The following is an 18,616-nucleotide window of genomic DNA, read 5'->3' as shown; positions in this document are numbered from 1 at the left end:
CGTTGCTCCTGTGGCTCCTGTTGCACCTGTTGCACCTGTTGCTCCGGTTGCTCCTGTTGCGCCAGTGGCTCCGGTTGCTCCTGTTGCGCCAGTCGCTCCGGTGGCTCCCGTGGCTCCCGTGGCTCCCGTTGCACCTGTGGCTCCTGTGGCTCCGGTTGCACCTGTGGCTCCGGTTGCACCTGTGCCCGTTGCACCTGTTGCACCTGTTGCACCTCCTGTGGCTCCTGTTGCACCTGTTGCTCCCGTTGCTCCGGTTGCGCCTGTAGCACCTGTAGCTCCCGTTGCTCCTGTTGCGCCTGTAGCACCTGTAGCTCCCGTGGCTCCGGTTGCTCCTGTGGCTCCTGTTGCTCCTGTGGCTCCTGTTGCACCTGTTGCTCCCGTTGCTCCTGTGGCTCCCGTTGCTCCGGTTGCGCCTGTGGCTCCTGTTGCACCTGTTGCTCCCGTTGCTCCTGTGGCTCCTGTTGCACCTGTTGCTCCTGTTGCTCCTGTTGCGCCGGTCGCTCCTGTGGCTCCTGTTGCACCTGTGGCTCCCGTGGCTCCGGTTGCGCCTGTAGCACCTGTAGCTCCTGTGGCTCCGGTCGCTCCTGTTGCACCTGTGGCTCCCGTTGCTCCTGTGGCTCCTGTTGCACCTGTTGCACCTGTTGCTCCGGTTGCTCCTGTTGCGCCAGTCGCTCCGGTTGCTCCTGTTGCGCCAGTCGCTCCGGTGGCTCCCGTGGCTCCCGTGGCTCCCGTTGCACCTGTGGCTCCTGTGGCTCCGGTTGCACCTGTTGCTCCGGTTGCACCTGTGGCTCCGGTTGCACCTGTCGCTCCGGTGGCTCCTGTTGCACCTGTGGCTCCCGTGGCTCCTGTGGCTCCCGTTGCTCCGGTTGCGCCTGTGGCTCCTGTTGCACCTGTTGCTCCCGTTGCTCCTGTGGCTCCTGTTGCACCTGTTGCACCTGTTCCACCTGTTGCGCCTGTTGCACCTGTTGCACCTGTTGCACCTGTTGCACCTGTTGCGCCAGTCGCTCCGGTGGCTCCCGTGGCTCCCGTTGCACCTGTGGCTCCTGTGGCTCCGGTTGCACCTGTTGCTCCTGTTGCGCCAGTCGCTCCTGTTGCACCTGTTGCTCCCGTAGCTCCCGTTACACCTGTGGCTCCGGTCGCTCCGGTCGCTCCTGTGGCTCCGGTCGCTCCTGTGGCTCCTGTGGCTCCGGTGGCTCCAGTGGCTCCGGTTGCGCCTGTTGCTCCCGTTGCTCCCCCCGGGTTACGTGGTCTGCGTGGTCTGCGCGGTCTTCGTGGTTTTCGTGGTTTTCGTGGTTTTCGTGGTGTTCTTGAACTAGCGGAACTATTTACATCGCCTTCTAATATTACCTCTTCACCAAATCCATCCGCTGAAAATGTTGAATCATGATCGGTATCACTCATTTATTAGGATCAGTCCTTTCTATGAATTATTGTCAAACTAATAAAATACAATGTATTATATGAAAAAATTTATAAACTGAACTAGATTATGAACTAAATATTGCATGAAGCAGTATAGAAAAGAATACATTTTTAGTACACACAAAAAAGGTAAAGTCTATTTTGATCAAACTTTACCTTTTTAGAAAATTCTGTATAAATATTAAATTATAATGCTACCCCTTTTTTCTGAAAATACTCCTCATTACTGATGATCCGTTGATCTTGGGGGCGATATTTCTTAGCTTCTTCATTATGATAATAAGCTTTGGAAAAGTCACCTAAGCGATCGTAACATAAACACATTTGTAAATGAGGATACCAAGTATATAAAGCAGGGTAAGTAAAACTCCATCTATTCTCATCTGGAGTTTCTTGTGTCGCAAGTTCATACCAGTAAATAGCGGTTTTATACTCTTTTTTTCTTTGAAAAACATAACCGATTCGACTACAAGCTTCCGCTCTCGGTGTCATAGAGAAAAGGAAAGATTCTAGTAAAGACTTCCATTCGTTATTGATGTCTCCAATCATATTGTAACAATCTGCTTTATGAATACATGCAAAAACCTTATCTTCAATCCATCCTTCTTTCATAGCGATATTTTTTTTATACGATTCTATCGCTTCCTCATAGTGATCATTTTCTTTTAGTTCATTGCCATAGTAAAAATAATCTCTTGCACTAAACCGATCCCCGCGTTCTATTTTCATACGATATATGTTTAAATTACGACCAACTGAGTGTCCTGTTTTTTTATGAGTGACCGAAATATCAGAATTTAATATCTTACCTCTAACATTAATATAATTGTGACAATCCCCCTCCCATCTATAGTTTCTCTCTCTCTTCAAAAGCCTGTTTCTTCTATAACGCAGCGTAACATTGCCAAACTCGTCTGTTCCAGCGTTATAATACATCGAAACAGAATCGATTGAAGGGTCTAATGTTTCTTTGAGTTTCTTCAATTTTTCTCTATCCTCAACGAGTAAAACATCATCTGCATCTAAATAAAGAATATACTCCTTTGTAGCATATTCAAATGATTTATTACGAGCATCAGCAAATTTTCCAGTCCATGGAAAGAAGAAAACTCTATCTGTGTAATTTTTGGCAATTTCAACCGTTTTATCTGATGAACCAGTGTCAATAATATTAATCTCATCGACTATATCTTTCACCGTGTCTAGACATCTATTTAAAACATCTTCTTCATCCTTCACAATCATACATAAGCTGATCGTTACCATTAAAATAACTCCTTTGTAATGACATGTATAAACCAACTTATTCTTTAAAATTCCTGACGTCACTAGTTATTCATACATTTAATGGCAGTGATCTAAATATTAGTCATTCTGTGATTCGAATCAACTTAACCTTTTTATTATTCTTAAACTTGTTATGCTAGTTATCTCCATCTTTTTTCCTGTAAGTTCCTTTCTAACCTCCTATCAAGAATGCCGATTAACCCAAATGAGGAAGTCAAATAGACTAGGGGCTGTCCAAGTAGGACAGCCCCTAGTCCACTATAAACACATGGTTAAAATCTTTTCTACATCTTCAGTTGAACAAGATGCAAAGCGTCCCACTTTCCCTGACGGTGCAGCTTTTTCAGCCATTTCAGTTAAGTGTTTATCATCGATGTCATAATCAGCTAAGCGACTTGGCGCTCCGATTTCACTCCAAAACTGACGTAAACGATCAATTCCTTCTTCTGCAATCTCTCGATCTGTCTTACTGGCAGGATCGACACCAAAAACACGAATAGCCAATTGCTTCATCTTCGCTTCTGTCACATCTAAGTTATAGCGAATCCAATTCGGGAAAATAATCGCTAATCCACCACCATGTGGGATATCATAAACCGCGGAAACAGCATGTTCAATACTATGTGTTGCCCAGTCACCATTCATTCCTTGATTGATCACACCATTGAGTGCCATTGTCCCGCAGAAAAGAAGCGTTTCTCGGCTTTCGTAATCCTCTAAGTTTGCTAGTGCATGTGGCGCTGTTTCCATTACGGTAGTAAGTAATCCTTCCACCATTCGTTCATTATAAGGCGTGTGTGGAGAACCACTAAAATAATGTTCTAAAGCATGCGACATCATGTCTACAATGCCGTATATCGTTTGATCTTTCGGCACACTAAAGGTATGGGAAGGATCCAAAATAGAGAATTGTGGATATACACAGGGCGCTCCCCAACCAATTTTTTCTTGGGTTTCCCAATTGGTAATGACAGATCCAGCATTCATTTCAGAACCTGTTGCCGCTAAGGTGAGGACTGTACCAAACGGAAGGGCTTGTTTAGCGGTCTCTTTTTTGGTGATAATTTCCCAAATATCTCCTTCATAACGCGCCCCCGCTGCAATCGCCTTCGTAGCATCGATCACACTACCACCACCGATAGCTAGGATAAAATCAATCTTCTCTTCTTTACAAAGGGCAATTCCTTTATGTACACTAGATAATCGTGGATTCGGCTCGATACCAGATAGCTCAAATACTTGGGCATCCATCTCAGCTAATAATTTCATCGCTTGATCATAGATTCCATTTCGTTTTATACTTCCGCCACCATAAGTAACCAAAACACGAGAACCATACTGAGGAATCTCTGCTTTTAATGATTGCAATGTGTCTCTTCCAAAGATCAGTTTAGTAGGATTATGAAACATAAAGTTATCCAATTCAAATACACTCCTTTTTATTCAATCTATCAAAAATCATTACCCTTATCACGGGGTATGTTAACATGTCAGGAGCAAACTCCATACTAGTAATATTAAACAGCAACAGAATAGATAGTCAAATATTATCCATTTCTGACAAAAAGAAAAATGACCTCAGCCTCATTTAAGGCTTAAGTCATTTTCTTACGAATTAACGACGATATATTTTACCTTCGTAACGACAACCTATGTATGCTCCTTGGTCATAACATGCTGTTCTTTTTAAATACCCACCATACAAACGAGAATGTCTGTTTTCTTCATGCCAAATCGTGAATGGTGTTTTGGACTCATGTGCATACTCCGTTTTGGGATAGGTTACAAACTTACCCGTTTCTATATATCCTGGTGCTAAGACGCTTGGACTTGCAGCTTGGACAGCATTCGTTGAAAGCAAAGATGTAGACATGAAAGTAGCCATTAACATAAATACCAATAAGCTTTTCTTAAACATGTTTAAACCCTCCAAATATTTTATTTACACAATGCATTCTAGCAAATGTTTTTATAAATTGGTGTGACTTTAATCACACATTGAAAAAAAATCATATTTTTTATCAATTCACTTTCCCGGTTAAATAAAAAAACGACCGAATCGGGTCGTTTTTTATCATCTCACACGGCTTAATGCCAGATAAAGATCTTCTAAAGTATCCAGCTTACGCTTTTCCATCTCGCCTAACCACTTTTGCCATAAATAAGCGGTCATGCGGGTGTCTCCATCTGCTGTATGCCGGCCACGAATCGGGATATCATAATGATGTAGCGCACGATCAAGTGTATGTTCCGACCATTCAGGGTGTAACCACTTCGCAACCCGGTAAGCATCAATCACACGATTTTGTATCTTAATTCCCCAGTATTTAGAGGTAGCTAATTGCAAGAACCCCATATCATGCTGTGCTCCATATGCAACGATTGTTTTTCCATGGACGATCGCAAGTAGTGATTTCATCGCTTGTTCAAGCCCCGGAGCTTCCGCTACATCTTTTTCAGTTATACCCGTTAAATCTGTAATAACTTGAGGAATAACCTGAAGGGGTTTTACATAAGAGTGAAATAATTCTTGCTCATGGAGTGCACATTTTTTTTGCATGGCCATAGCTCCAATCGATATGATTTCATCTCCTTGACCATAACGAAATCCCGTTGTTTCAATATCAAGAACCACAAAAGGCATGTCTGTAAGTTTCGTAGAAATCGGGGCTCTATTTTTTACATCTTTTAATAAACGTCTGCGATATGCAAGTGATGATCCATCCATTTTATTAGATCCACCAAACGGAAGCCAGCCTCTTTTCCCCATCCAACTCAGGAGTGGATGGTTACGATCCATTATCCTCTAACCCTTTCTGCGAGATAATTTGAATGGCATACTTCTGTAGACGACGAATTGACTTCAAATGTTTTTTCCATAAACGCTCTTCATTTTTCTCTAGTGATGCTGGTAAAATATAATTGGTAGGGGTTTTGCCATGCTCAAAATCATATACGTGTTGTCTTAAGCGTATAGTTAACAAAAAATCTAAATTATCTTGTAACTGAGCGTTCAAATGACCGATTTGCTTCAGGCGATCACGTGTTGATTTGGCCGTTATAGCGTAATAAAAGCTTAAAATTTTCACCACACCAATCAGTTGTATATAACCTCCACGTTTCACATTAATATGATTTGCATATGCTCCATATCTCTCTTTATACCAATAACCCCACCAACTAATTGGTAGCTTTAAGTTGGCGTTAGCGTGTGCCGCATTAAGCAGAAAATGCTGCTCCTTCTTTACCAGAGAGATCATATAGTTTTCTAATTCATATGCTAATTGATGTTGCCCATATACATGTCGCATATCTGCGGCAATCATAAATAGCCGTTGCGTGCGACTCGAATTTACATCTAACCACTCTGCTAATTGCTTTTTCCAAGTCGCAATTGAACCACGCCAACGGTGATTCGACGCCATCACATTACCATCACATAGCGGATAACCGACTTCAACTAAATTTTGAACCACTTGATTTGCAAATTTTTCAAACCAAGTATCTACTTCCTCTTCACGACTTCCGACAGGGTATTCATAAATCAATCCATTATCTTGATCTGTGTAAAACGTGGTTTCTTGTCTAGCCCAACTACCAAACAACACCCAGCTATATGAAGGAAGATCGCAACCGATCTCTGCTTGAATCGTACACTGCACATCTGCTATCACTTTTTGAATCATCTGGTCATGCCAATCACTAATTTTCTGACAAGTTACAGCACCTGGTTCTTTCGTTTGTAGAAAACAAATTTGAATATAACGTGGCATTTCATCATGTATTTGTAGTAATTCTGAAGTGGTTTTGGCTTGCTGAATACGTGAGCAAACTTGTTGATACGCTTCATTAACTACTCCGGTAGGCACGTCGTTACAGAGCTCCCTCTTTTTTGGATAACTTCGCCATCTCCGCTTTAGATAGTTGTTCTGGATAACCATATCCCCCGTGCTCACTAAGATCTAACCCAAGTAACTCATCTTCTTCAGAGACCCGAATGCCTGATATTTTCTTTAACACCCATAGAATCATAAAGGTAACAACTCCTACATAGGTCGCTGAAACAAAAACACCTAGTGCTTGAACACCTAATTGGGTCAAGCCTCCACCGTAGAAAAGTCCTGCTTTCCCTACACCAACTGACTCTACTAATCTTGGAGAAGCAAATAAACCAGTTGATAATGTGCCCCAGATACCCGCTACCCCGTGCACTGAAAACGCAAAGATTGGATCATCAATTCCTTTTTTCTCGAAATAAATGGCAGTAAATACGGTCAACGATCCTGCAATTGCGCCAATAATAATTGCCGCCCACGGTTCAACAAACGCACAGGCTGCCGTAATGGCAACTAGTGCCGCCAGAACACCGTTTAGTATCGTGGGGATCTCTGCTTTTCCTACTAACATACGGATCGTAATCATGGCAGCAATCGCACCAGCTGCGGCTGCTAAATTTGTGGTAAGGGCTACATATCCAAAAAAACCATCTTGTGCAGTGAGTGTACTTCCAGGATTAAAGCCAAACCAACCTAACCAGATAATGAGAACACCTAATACCGAATAAACTTGATTATGACCTGGTATTAAATTAGGCGTACCATCTTTATTAAATTTGCCTAAGCGCGGTTTTAACATCATGGTGGCGACTAAGGCAGCAATTCCACCTTGCAAGTGAACGACCGTAGAACCAGCAAAATCTTGCTTACCTAATGCATGTAACCAACCATCAGGTCCCCACACCCAATGTCCGACAACAGGATAAATTACGACAGTATATAAGATTCCAAAAATAATATATACACTTAATTTGGCTCGTTCTGCAAATCCTCCCCACGCAATCGCTAGTGAAACAGCCACAAATGAAAGTTGGAATAGAAATAATATTTCGGTTGGAACAGCTCCCTCTTCTACGGGAAAGTCTAAGAACCACCCTCCTATACCAATAAATGCGCCTTCACTAAAGGTAAGACCGTATCCTACTGCCCAAAAAGCAAGGGCTACAATTGAAAAGCTGAGCAGTTGTTTACCTGCAATGTGTCCCGCATTTTTCATACGAGCGGAACCTGCTTCGAGAAGCACAAAACCAGCTTGCATAAAGATAACTAAAATTGCACAAAGCATGATCCAAACAGAATCAATGGCTATCGCTAAGTTTTCGATTTGCATCTTTCTCCCACCTCTTTGTGTTATATTTTCTTACATAAATTTCGTTATGTAGGCATATTAACATATGAATGATGAAAAAACAACATCTATGTCAGATTATCTGACATAGATGTTGTTTTAATATATTGATTAAATTTATTTCAAAATCTTTTTGGCTTCATGCAATCGCTGACCCGTAGTAAACCATTCCACTCCAATAAAAAAGAGCGTACTCCACAACAACCACTGCGGGAAAAGCATCATGACTGTAAAAAGGATGAACCCTTCTGTACGTTCAGCTAGCCCCGCCTGGTAATAAAATGATTTCATGCCTCGTTTTTCTGTCAAAGCACCCACTGTTAAAAAGACGGTCATCGCTAATACAATCGATGCCGTTAAAAGCAAGAGCCAAATCTGCATCTCGGGATATCGTAAGGCAAGACCCATAATAACAGATAATTCGACCAAACGATCGAACGAAATGTCCAGTAAGGTTCCCCACGACGTCGATTGTTGCGTTTGACGTGCGATTGTACCATCCAGCGCGTCTAAAAAGCCGGAAAACCATAAGATGAGAACCGCTGCATAGATATGATCTAAGTAGATCAATACCCCACTACTTACTCCTACTACAAAGGCAATCCATGTCACTTGTGTAGCGGTTATATTTGCCGCAATACATTTTTTCGCCGTCCAATCCAATAGCGGTTGTATGTATTTTCGACCATATGTATCAAGCATATATTGGACACGTCCATTCAAATTTAGTTACGATGAAGATTCTTTTTTTAATTTATGCAGATAAAAAGTTACATTTTTATCTGCTGTATCGGGATACGTATAGTTAAAATATCGCGCTACATGACTTGCTGTCTGACGAAATAATTGGCACATATTAAAAAGTGACCGCCAAATATGGTCTACTTTAGCATCGGTATATGTAGAAAGGTATAATTCCCACTCTTCATTTGTTAAATAATTGGGCATATGCTTCCCTAAATTCCCCACACTTACAGAGAAATGATTTTGAATCCCTATATACCATTCCATCATCTGATTAAGTACATGCCGATTGATTTGTTCATACATATACATCGTGTATGTGAATTCATTTCGACATAGTCCTTTGCTAATGTTTAAGCATATCCACCAAAATTCATTACATATATCTAAAAATGCTTGCTCACTCGGTTTTCTCACCCAATAATCATGGTCACTAGGAGGTGGTAATGATTCTAATATACCATCTTTATCTAAAAGCAGTTGACTGAGGCTGTCAGTTGGTAGAAGCTTCTCCTTCAATGATATGGGCATCAGTGTTAAATCGATGCGGTTCCCATCTGTAAATTGCATTAAATAGGTAAAGCGACCATCACGCATAGGTGGTGGTATGACTTTAGCTTCTGGCAATTGCATGATCATCCGTTCACCAAAAATATCAATCCAGTTTTCATCCACTATAAATGAATCAATATGATTTACCAAATAAATGATATCGAAATCTTGAAAGCGATCTTTCTTCACATGAGGATTGGTTCGCGATCCACTTAAAATTACTGCACGAATCCGTTCATCTTTTTCCGCTGTATGTATGATCAGCTCAAACATCTCATCTTCTGTTCTCATATCACTATCTCCTTCTACTCAGATTAGCTACGTTTATCATATCATTATAATTTGACAAATTCTCGCTACAGCAGAAACCCTCATGAAAAAGCTTGTTATTTAATCTTGATTTTAGATAGACATTGAAGTATCACTTTACTAGTAAAGTGATACGATCACGATATCTTAAGTGTTGCGTATCAACTATTTGCTAAGCGCGGATTTGAAAATACAAGCTTGTCTCTTATTGCTGATAAGGTGGGTATAACTAAACCAGCTATTTATTATGATTTCACCTCAAAAGACCATTTTATAGATCGTTTGTTTGATAAGGTCATCATCCAGATTGAATATCATAATTTTTTTCGAAATTAAAAAATATACAAAAGAGAATTTCAAAAACAAGCTATTCCACGATGGCATACAGATGATTAGAAGCGGTGCAGATGACCCTGAATCAATTTTATGCATTAAGGATTAGAGATGCTACGTACGAAACCGCATATACAAAGGAGCTTAAACGAGATTTTCAAATTCACCTTTGCATCAATGACCGGATACGTTGTTTCCTTCATTTTTGACCACGTATACTTGTGACCTAAATCAACTTCCTGTCAATACCTGTGTTTGGATCCATTGATGCGCATCATGCATTGTCCTATATCTGATAACTAAACAGGGAAATAACTCTAGGGTGTAATGGACATTGCAACAGGCGCGGAACCTACTCCTACAGTTGAGATCACCTGATTCGTCTTGGTCTCAATCACGGAAACCGTATTTCCACCTGAGCCGCTAGCAAGTTGACTATTTGCTACATAAACATAACGGTTATCAGATGTGATCCCAAGCGCTATGGGTTCTGAACCCACTTCTACAGTTGAGATCACCTGATTCGTTTTGATCTCAATCACGGATACGGTATTTCCACCTGAGCCGCTCGTACTTTGACTATTTGCTACATAAACATAACGGTTATCAGATGTGATCCCAAGCGCTATGGGTTCTGAATCCACTTCTACAGTTGAGATCACCTGATTCGTTTTGGTCTCAATTACAGAAACCGTATTTCCACCTGAAATGCCAAAACGTTGACTGTTTACTACATAAACATACTGTCCGTCTGCTGTGATCTCAAGATCAAATGGACCACTCCCTACTAAAATAGTAGCGATCACTTGATTTGTCTTGATATCAATGACGGAGACATTATCACTATTAAAATTACACACATATGCAAACTGACCATCTGGTGTAATGCCAATATTGGCTGGAGTCACTCCAACTCGTATCGTCGAAATTACTTGATGCCTCTTCGTTTCAATCACGGTTATAGAAGTAAGAACCATATTAAAACTCGAATTTATTATGTAAACATATTGATCGTCCGGTGTAATAGCTGTAAATAATGGCGTATCATTCACTTGAACAGTTGCAATTACGCGATAATCTTTGGTGTCAATGACGGTTACGTTATTACTATCATTATTGGCCACATAAATCCATTGTCCATCATGCGTGATCATCATCGGTTTAGTGGGAAGCGTTGTAAAAGATAGCGATCCGACCTGTATAGTAGCCACTATCCTATGATCTTTTGTGTCAATAACCGTCACATTCCCAGGATTTCCTGCGTTTAAAACATAACCAAATTGTCCGTTTGGTGAAAGGATCGTCGCCAATGGAGAGGGATTGACTAGGATATTTGAAATAAGCCGGTTTACCTTTGTATCAATAACCGATACGTTGCTCCCTCCAAAATTCGCAACATAAACAAATGACATAGATCAACTTCCTTTCGATACCCGTGTTTGGATCAGTTTATGTCAACCAAGCATTGTCCTATGTTTAACTCCAGATTATCTCCTGAGTGTCGTCATATCCATGATTGAAACCAAGAAGATTGCTATAACTTTTATATGTTCAGGTCCGTCACATCTTGTTCCTGTAACTTTTTTAAATAAACTTTTATGATATCCCATATTTCTTAGTTAAAGTTTTTGATGATCTGGGCTTTGATCAGTGATGGAAACCTGCATCTGTCCGGAGTTCAATTCATATGGCCCTCCTCCCCTTTTTCTATTAAGATTTTGCATCCAAAATGTTATGGTTTGATATTGTTACAACATACTTTTGTTACACATTTTTGTTACATTGATACTTAGCTTGAGTCGAGTTAATAGCGTGTAATTTTCACAATATCCCCTCCAGAAACTACGACGAATAAGCAATTAGCAATCTGATTTAAGCTACCTGTTTATGTTCTGAAAATTCAAAGGGTGCTCCCTATCCGGTAATAGGGGACATCACGATATTCACTTAAAAAATTAAAAGGAATGGTGAAGATGACAAAAAAAAAGTGGATTATTTGCGGTCTTATCTTGATCACACTTCTTGGTTTATGGTTAATATTACGTCCGGAAACACGCATTTTGAATAAACAAGTAGATGAGAAGTTCCCTTCTCAACCCCAACAATCACAAACATCTTCAAATGAAAGTACAGAAGAACCTCAAATGCTCTATCAGGGTACTTTCCAAAAAGGAGATAGTTCTCATGATGGACAAGGAATGGCCACCATTTATCAAATGCCTAATGGTAAACGTATATTACGGTTCACACAATTCGAAACCGATAATGGACCGGATGTCAAAATCTATCTTGTCGCACTCCCCGAAATCAAAAAGAGTACGGATATTTCAAAAGATAACTATATTTCGCTTGGGAAAATGAAAGGAAATCAAGGTGATCAAAACTATGAAATACCGGATCATGTAGATCTTGATAAATTTCGTTCTGTCTCTATATGGTGCGAAAGATTCTCTGTCAATTTTGCTTCTGCTTCTTTAAAGTAGATTAACTTTAAGAGTATGGATATTTATACAAAGGCGGAGGAGACCTCACACCATAATCCGTGTGGTCTCCTCCGCCTTTGTATTACACGATCACTTCTTCTTTACCTCATATCGTAATATTTGGATGCATTCTGTTATGTGAATAAAGGGACTAGTCTATAGCAGTAGAACTCCCATCTAGTTAATAGCATATAATAGATTTATTATATGCTTGTCTATATTATTTGATATGTAATCATGCTAGAATATAAGCGTTGAATTCATTACGCTATTACGATTTGCATATCACGGAGTCTTCCATTCGTATCTTACAATTGAAAGGAGTATGTATGGATGGTGAAACCGCTAGACCCCAATTCTATTCCTAAATATGTGAATTTTCTTCCCATTCCATTTATTTTTAAACCATCTATTGAATTTGATGAGCGTACGGGTAAGGTAAAATCTCATAAATATACGGTAAATATAACGGAACATATACAACAAATCTTACCTTTCGGCTTTCCTGAGACAAAGGTCTTCAGCTATGAAGGTCTCGTTCATTTCAAGTATGGCGGACAAAGGATCGTTAGAAGTACACCTGGTCCGACATTTGAAGCCCTACGCAATATACCGATTCATGTACAATGGGTGAATAATCTAACAAATCCACACTTTCTTCCCGTTGACCCTACTTTACATTGGGCAAACCCCAATCAATTCCCTCCACCTTCGCCTCCGTTTATTCCTTTCCCCCCAGGTTATCCGCAAGCACAATTTCCTATTCCGACCGTTACTCACCTTCATGGTGGTGAAACGAGCTCGGATTCGGATGGACATCCTGAAGCTTGGTTTACGCATAATGAAACAAAAAAGGGACCTGCATTTTCAACATCACTCTACACCTATCTGAATCAGCAACAGCCGACTACACTCTGGTATCATGACCACGTATTAGGTATCACTCACTTGAACGTCTTTGCAGGACTTGCAGGTTTCTATTTATTAAGAGATCCAAATAATGAAATTGAAAAAATATTACCAAAAGGAAAATATGAAGTACCGTTACTGATTCAAGATCGTTCCTTTAATGAAGATGGATCACTATTTTTTGATAGCACTGGAGTCAATCCAACTATAAACCCATACTGGCGACAAAACTATAATGGTAATACCAATGTTGTCAATGGCAAGGTATGGCCAAATCTTAATGTAGATAGAAGACTATATCGTTTTAGAATTGTAAATGGAGCGAATTCGAGTTTTTATACACTTAAGCTGTCTAATAATCAATCCTTTCAACAAATTGGGTCAGATGGTGGCTTTTTACGATCCCCTGTGACGTTAAAAGAAGTAATCGTTGCACCTGCAGAGCGTGTAGATATTTTGGTTGATTTTACTGCACTCAATCCTGGTACAAAGATTTTACTTTTAAATGAGGATAAAAGTGCTGACCCTGATACCACTGGACAAGTAATGCAGTTTACGGTTACCGATACACAGCCCATAGCATCTCCCCCTCTCCCTTTTCAGTTAAATGACATTCCTAATTTGACTCCTGATGTCCCTGATGAGCCACAGTTACTAAATATCATACGAACAACAGATGGCACGAATAATCCACTACTATTCCTATTAAATGGTCAAACATTTGATTCTGCTGTATCTGAATTGCCAATAGTAGGGTCAACAGTAGATTGGTTAGTAGCCAGCACGGATGGAAACCATCCCATTCACATTCATTTGATTCAATTTTTAATTATTAGTAGACAAAAATTTGATGCGGACGGATATTTAGCAGAGTGGATTTTAAGAAACGGAGAACCACCAATAGGAGATAAACCGCTCATACGTGTACCTGTAGATCCATTTTTAATCGATGATCCCTTTCCACCAGACTTAAATGAACAAGGATGGAAAGATACTGTAAGAGTAAATTCAGGTGAAGTAGCCCGATTTAGATTGCGTTTTGCACCACAAGATATAGATCCCAATCAAACCGCTCCGGGAATGAATCACTTTCCGTTCGATCCTACAGCAGGTCCCGGTTATGTGTGGCACTGCCACATACTAAATCATGAAGATAAGGATATGATGCGTCCGATGATTATAAGAAAAAAAGATTAAAGTATCGAGCCTAATGATGAACGAACATATGTGATTTAAAAACCAGGTAACTTTTCAATTTCAGAGGAATTTCTTAAAAAAAACGCTTCATTTCGTTAAAGATATACTATATGTTATGTCTTACTAATTCCCATTTTCCGTTGCCCTGTCAATTCCCCATAAAGGCTCGTTAATGTTTTGTAATTACCTATAAATTACTGAATAGCAGCAAAACGGGTCGATGCCCCCTCTCCCTCCATTTGGTGTGTTTTCTGAAATTAAGACATCTGTGTGGAATAGGTCTATTCTTCGTCACATTAAGGTTTCAAACGAACGTGGAATAAATATTCGACGACTAATTAAATACTGCGAACTGTCTATGAATATGATAGCAAAAGGAATATAATAGAAGGGGTAGCAATAATCGCTATTGCTAGGCACTTAAATGGAGGGGTAATATTGAGAAAATTTACAATAATTATTTTAATATTCACTTTGATGTCTAGTCTGTCTGTTCCAATGGTTCAAGCTGAGGCTACTACAACCCATTCTCAACAGGCAGCAGACTCCATTTACGAAGTTGTACACAAGGCCTACTCAAAAGATATTCATCCTGATATATCTATGGTACCCATGTTCATCTATCAAAGTAGATATGTTTACCCGAATTTTTATAGTGGTTATATCAATTTAAGTAGTTGTTCAGATGTAGGCAGCTATTGGCATTGTGTTTATTTTGGTTATTTATACAGCCATTAACAATTTTACAAAAAAAATTCTACATCATAGGATTTTTTTTGTAAACAAGTCCATTTTTATCCACTAAGAAAATAAAAGCGGGCTTCAAGTCCCCCCATCCATCCAAAGAGGCGTGTCATTGACCAAGAGATGTTTTAATGATAATGGATAAGTGATTCAGTCGTTTGAGTTCCATAATGGCATTGCAACATTCAAACTTGCTCGACACCTCCTAAAAAATAGGAGGTGTCGAGCAACGCCGTCTTTCATTCCACGACTAAAACCGTAGGCTTTCAATCAGCAAAAGTCCTACACAATACACTCAGCCACCTCCATTCTTTTAAATAGAATGAAGTTGTTGAGAGAAGGTGTCATTGCAAATTCCTAGGCCTTAATACGATCGCAAAGAAACCAAACGTGACATGCTTTTCCTTAGAAAGGAGATAGGAATGAACTTCCTACCTCCACAGCTTTAGTCTATGGCTTCATCTTCACGACAACGATAACGGCTCGAACTTTCTTTTCTTCTATCCGGTACAGGCAGTTTTTGTGCTTGCAAGGCCCGATTCATGTAATAATAAGCTTTTCCACAGTGATAGTGTGCACGGTATAGATCTGCCATCTCACCGCCGTACGGCATACGGGGCTGCATATCTGGATACATTCCTGGCATTTGTCCACCAAATGGTCCCATCCCGGGTCCCATCCCAGGTCCCATTCCTGGATACATCCCAGGTCCTACACCTTGGCTTACATGGTAATAATGGTCTTCCACGTGATCCCCTCCTTGTGATTCAGATTACACCACTATCTTATGGTGGCTTACCTAGTTTGGGACTAGTAAAATCGCCTATTTTATATCGCTATCTCTACAACAGAGTACCACTTGAAAAACTCAGCATATTAAAAGTCTCTACTGAATACAAATAAAACACAAACCATTATTTGTGCTCACAACCCTGTATATATTGGTTTATTCCATCAAAAAAGATAGGAGATGAATTAGTATGTCAGAGTGGTATCCCAAAAAACAGGTCATAAACGAAATGATGGCCGCAATCGCGCATGAAGAAAGTGCCCAATCTAGTCTCGTTAAAGTTGAAGCTACTAAAATCGAAGCCATTGTGGAACATAGCAAACAAAGCGGCTCTGTGCAAGATCTTCTTTATGCCAGCCGTGATACCAATCATTTTCTAGATGCTATGGTCATGAAAGAATGGCTTCTATTGAAACGTTTAGAAAATCTACTTTACCTCGATGACAATGAAAAAGAAGTTACTTTGACAAACACGAAAGCTTCTAACTATCCACAATCTGTAAAAAAAGAACAAATGAAGGCACCATCTCGTAAGCATAAGAAGAAAAATATAGCGCATTCATCCATCGACGATGATATTTTAGATGATGATCTAGACTATGGCGAACAAGTAATCAATGACTCTCCCGATGAATAATGATAACGGGTGAACCTTCCTCTATTGAATGCAAACATGTGTTGATGAGTATATTTGATCTTGAAGAAGCTGTCACGATGTATAAAATGACGAATACCCTTTTTCTTACAGAAGTGAAAAATATGGGACTTTTTTTACCTCCTTATTATTTAATTACCTTTTTACAGCTCATCTTACAATTACAAGCTGTCCTCTTACATAAAATGAGCTTGCTTATACAACAAATGATAGCCCAGCAAGAATTTACTCAGCTGCATAAAACAAAGCCGCCTCAATTGTCAAAGGTGAACCAAATGTTACAAAATAGCATTCGTTCACATATACAATCTGAAAACGAACTTCCAATTATTGAAATTTTACTATCAGAACTAGATACTTACACAACCAATCGCCAATCCATCTTATTGTCACATAAACCCTTACCACTCCCACACGAACAAACAAAACCTTGGTTAGCTGATCAGGTCCAACTCAGTCAACCTGCAAAAAAAGATGAACCTAAACCGGTTAAGCCACAAGCATGTGCAAAGCCTTGGATATCACCATCAGCTTGTATAGCTACAAAATCAACTGCACAATCCACAGCGAAAAAAGCGACCGTTTCCAAAAATAAAATTAAGATTGTCATATTATAAAAAAACCAGCATGGAAACCATTCCATGCTGGTTTTTTTGGAGTTAAATCCGATTTAATGCTAATTTGCGAACCATTCGGTGCGGTAACCAAGCTTTTTCCCCCGGCAATTGCTTGCCGAAATAAACCATCTCTTGTATGATCCACCACAAATTCCATTAACGCATCACGACTTATTGGTTGATTTGATCGATCTTACTCTCTACTACTTCGCTCTTCTTACTATATTGATTTTGTTTTCGAAAATTCCTTCGAAGACACTGGATGGATTCGTTCAAGATGAAGGCCTTTCTTTTTGTGTTTGAATTACAAACTTGTTTACAGTTATGTTTATTTCCTAAAATGAAAAAATGGGAACAGCACGTCATCGTACGTGTTGTTCACATTTATCTAGTCTCATCACGACTTACAATTCTTCGTCTACTTCTTCATCCTCTTCTTCTTCCATTAGCTCTTCAAATGCATCTTCGATCACATCTTCGAAAATTTCCGCAGCAAGTACACCTGCGATAAAAGCACCTACCGCTCCTTTACTGCCACTAAAGTAGCGGTGATAGAAGTCCTTTTTTTGAAAGACTGAAGGATTTACGAAATGACCATTTGATTGAAGCAAATTTTCCATAAAGACAACCAATTGATCAATATCCATTAGCATTTCATTGTCGATCCATACATTTTGCTTAAATTCTTGTTCGATGAACCCATCTACTTTTTCTACTTCCATGAACAACATGATCCCATCATCTTCTAAGACGGCGTAAAACTCAACTTCTTTCACTCCATCAGGACGCGGTGCAAGAGGCCCAAACTCAAATTCTTGCATGCCGTCTTCAATCGAGCGAGAGTCCACTTTTTCACGAAATCCAAGTTTTTCTAACGCTATAAATACATGTTTAAGTCGTGCTGGAGCAAGGATTTGAATCGCATCATGGTCCAATGAATCAACCCCATCTGCAATATCTAAACGCGTTTTAAAATAATATGAAATGTAGGCGCCTGATAAAAGTAAGTTTTCAGGAATATCGAACGAAAAAGGGCAGGTTTTATGCTCTCCAGCTTGGATTGTAAAAGCCGTATGTAGGGGAATGCGATGAACGAGCTCCGTATGCTGATGCTCGTCATTTTGAATTTGGATCATAAAGTCTACATCTATTTTGTTAATTTCTTGTGTGATGGTTCCACCTTGAATGACTAGCTCTCCTTCTAATTGCTCACCTAACGAGATTTCAGGTTTACTTAATACGAGATCTACCTGCGCAGCACCTTTTCCAAGTTTAGCTAATACTTTACGAAAGACCATCTTATTTCCTCCTCATGAAAACCTTTTTATTCTATTTTACCAGATTTAACAAGTCTAGTTACTTGTTGTATGTGAATTATTAATGTGATTTG

At 39.9% G+C, this 18,616-nt stretch carries 17 protein-coding genes; 5 read left to right on the top strand and 12 right to left on the bottom strand.

Annotated elements, in window-relative coordinates:
• From IC619_RS11130 to IC619_RS11090, 9 genes are all read right to left on the bottom strand, one after another.
• Nucleotides 1-1,401: hypothetical protein (locus IC619_RS11130; protein WP_213260893.1), on the bottom strand; the 1,401-nt coding region annotated here is incomplete at its 3' end.
• Nucleotides 1,402-1,608: 207 nt separating this feature from the next.
• The gene (locus IC619_RS11125; protein ID WP_191139694.1) at nucleotides 1,609-2,688 is read right to left on the bottom strand and encodes a glycosyltransferase family 2 protein; all 1,080 of its coding nucleotides are present in this window, start codon (nucleotides 2,686-2,688) and stop codon (nucleotides 1,609-1,611) included.
• 279 nt (nucleotides 2,689-2,967) lie between these two features.
• Nucleotides 2,968-4,131 (bottom strand): iron-containing alcohol dehydrogenase, encoded by a 1,164-nt coding sequence (locus IC619_RS11120; protein WP_191139695.1) that lies wholly within the window; start codon nucleotides 4,129-4,131, stop codon nucleotides 2,968-2,970.
• A gap of 193 nt (nucleotides 4,132-4,324) precedes the next feature.
• Nucleotides 4,325-4,627, bottom strand: coding sequence for a hypothetical protein (locus IC619_RS11115; protein WP_191139696.1), 303 nt, complete (start codon nucleotides 4,625-4,627; stop codon nucleotides 4,325-4,327).
• A 156-nt stretch (nucleotides 4,628-4,783) separates the two neighbouring features.
• Nucleotides 4,784-5,509 carry an exonuclease domain-containing protein gene (locus IC619_RS11110; RefSeq protein ID WP_191139697.1) on the bottom strand — a complete coding sequence of 242 codons (726 nt, stop codon included), beginning with the start codon at nucleotides 5,507-5,509 and terminating at the stop codon, nucleotides 4,784-4,786.
• The gene (locus tag IC619_RS11105) at nucleotides 5,499-6,578 is read right to left on the bottom strand and encodes a DUF294 nucleotidyltransferase-like domain-containing protein (RefSeq protein ID WP_191139698.1); all 1,080 of its coding nucleotides are present in this window, start codon (nucleotides 6,576-6,578) and stop codon (nucleotides 5,499-5,501) included. Before IC619_RS11105 ends, IC619_RS11110 begins: the two co-directional genes overlap by 11 nt.
• Before the next feature lie 4 nt (nucleotides 6,579-6,582).
• Complete coding sequence (locus tag IC619_RS11100) at nucleotides 6,583-7,875, bottom strand: ammonium transporter (RefSeq protein ID WP_191139699.1); 1,293 nt, start codon at nucleotides 7,873-7,875, stop codon at nucleotides 6,583-6,585.
• Between the two features lie 135 nt (nucleotides 7,876-8,010).
• Nucleotides 8,011-8,595 carry a CDP-alcohol phosphatidyltransferase family protein gene (locus IC619_RS11095; RefSeq protein ID WP_191139700.1) on the bottom strand — a complete coding sequence of 195 codons (585 nt, stop codon included), beginning with the start codon at nucleotides 8,593-8,595 and terminating at the stop codon, nucleotides 8,011-8,013.
• Between the two features lie 27 nt (nucleotides 8,596-8,622).
• On the bottom strand, nucleotides 8,623-9,480 hold the full coding sequence (locus tag IC619_RS11090) for an aminoglycoside 6-adenylyltransferase (RefSeq protein ID WP_191139701.1): 858 nt from the start codon (nucleotides 9,478-9,480) through the stop codon (nucleotides 8,623-8,625).
• Nucleotides 9,481-9,696: 216 nt separating this feature from the next.
• On the opposite strand from IC619_RS11090, the gene IC619_RS17350 reads away from it, so the two are divergent.
• Nucleotides 9,697-9,834 carry a TetR family transcriptional regulator gene (locus tag IC619_RS17350; RefSeq protein WP_430624111.1) on the top strand — a complete coding sequence of 46 codons (138 nt, stop codon included), beginning with the start codon at nucleotides 9,697-9,699 and terminating at the stop codon, nucleotides 9,832-9,834.
• Nucleotides 9,835-10,148: 314 nt separating this feature from the next.
• Here IC619_RS17350 and IC619_RS11080 read toward each other — a convergent pair whose 3' ends face one another.
• On the bottom strand, nucleotides 10,149-11,243 hold the full coding sequence (locus IC619_RS11080; protein WP_191139702.1) for a beta-propeller fold lactonase family protein: 1,095 nt from the start codon (nucleotides 11,241-11,243) through the stop codon (nucleotides 10,149-10,151).
• A gap of 561 nt (nucleotides 11,244-11,804) precedes the next feature.
• Between IC619_RS11080 and IC619_RS11075 the strand changes: the two genes are divergently transcribed.
• Both IC619_RS11075 and IC619_RS11070 read left to right on the top strand, forming a co-directional pair.
• On the top strand, nucleotides 11,805-12,314 hold the full coding sequence (locus tag IC619_RS11075; RefSeq protein ID WP_191139703.1) for a DM13 domain-containing protein: 510 nt from the start codon (nucleotides 11,805-11,807) through the stop codon (nucleotides 12,312-12,314).
• Between the two features lie 333 nt (nucleotides 12,315-12,647).
• Nucleotides 12,648-14,420, top strand: a complete 1,773-nt coding sequence (locus IC619_RS11070; RefSeq protein ID WP_191139704.1) for a multicopper oxidase family protein — start codon at nucleotides 12,648-12,650, stop codon at nucleotides 14,418-14,420.
• A 1,189-nt stretch (nucleotides 14,421-15,609) separates the two neighbouring features.
• Here IC619_RS11070 and IC619_RS11065 read toward each other — a convergent pair.
• The gene (locus IC619_RS11065) at nucleotides 15,610-15,912 is read right to left on the bottom strand and encodes a hypothetical protein (protein WP_191139814.1); all 303 of its coding nucleotides are present in this window, start codon (nucleotides 15,910-15,912) and stop codon (nucleotides 15,610-15,612) included.
• A gap of 232 nt (nucleotides 15,913-16,144) precedes the next feature.
• Here IC619_RS11065 and IC619_RS11060 point away from each other — a divergent pair, with 232 nt between their 5' ends.
• Entirely contained in the window at nucleotides 16,145-16,591 is a 447-nt protein-coding gene (locus IC619_RS11060) for an alpha-helical endospore appendage domain-containing protein (RefSeq protein ID WP_191139705.1), read from the top strand.
• Between the two features lie 77 nt (nucleotides 16,592-16,668).
• Entirely contained in the window at nucleotides 16,669-17,226 is a 558-nt protein-coding gene (locus IC619_RS11055; RefSeq protein ID WP_191139706.1) for a hypothetical protein, read from the top strand.
• Between the two features lie 404 nt (nucleotides 17,227-17,630).
• On the opposite strand, the gene IC619_RS11050 is transcribed toward IC619_RS11055, so the two are convergent.
• Nucleotides 17,631-18,524 carry a sporulation protein gene (locus IC619_RS11050; RefSeq protein WP_191139707.1) on the bottom strand — a complete coding sequence of 298 codons (894 nt, stop codon included), beginning with the start codon at nucleotides 18,522-18,524 and terminating at the stop codon, nucleotides 17,631-17,633.
• Between the last annotated feature and the right edge of the window lie 92 nt (nucleotides 18,525-18,616).

It is taken from the genome of Polycladospora coralii (assembly GCF_014773435.2).
GTDB classification, from domain to species: domain Bacteria; phylum Bacillota; class Bacilli; order Thermoactinomycetales; family Thermoactinomycetaceae; genus Polycladospora; species Polycladospora coralii.
Note: the sequence above shows the minus strand (reverse complement) of the source record. Positions and strands in the feature narration are given on the sequence as shown.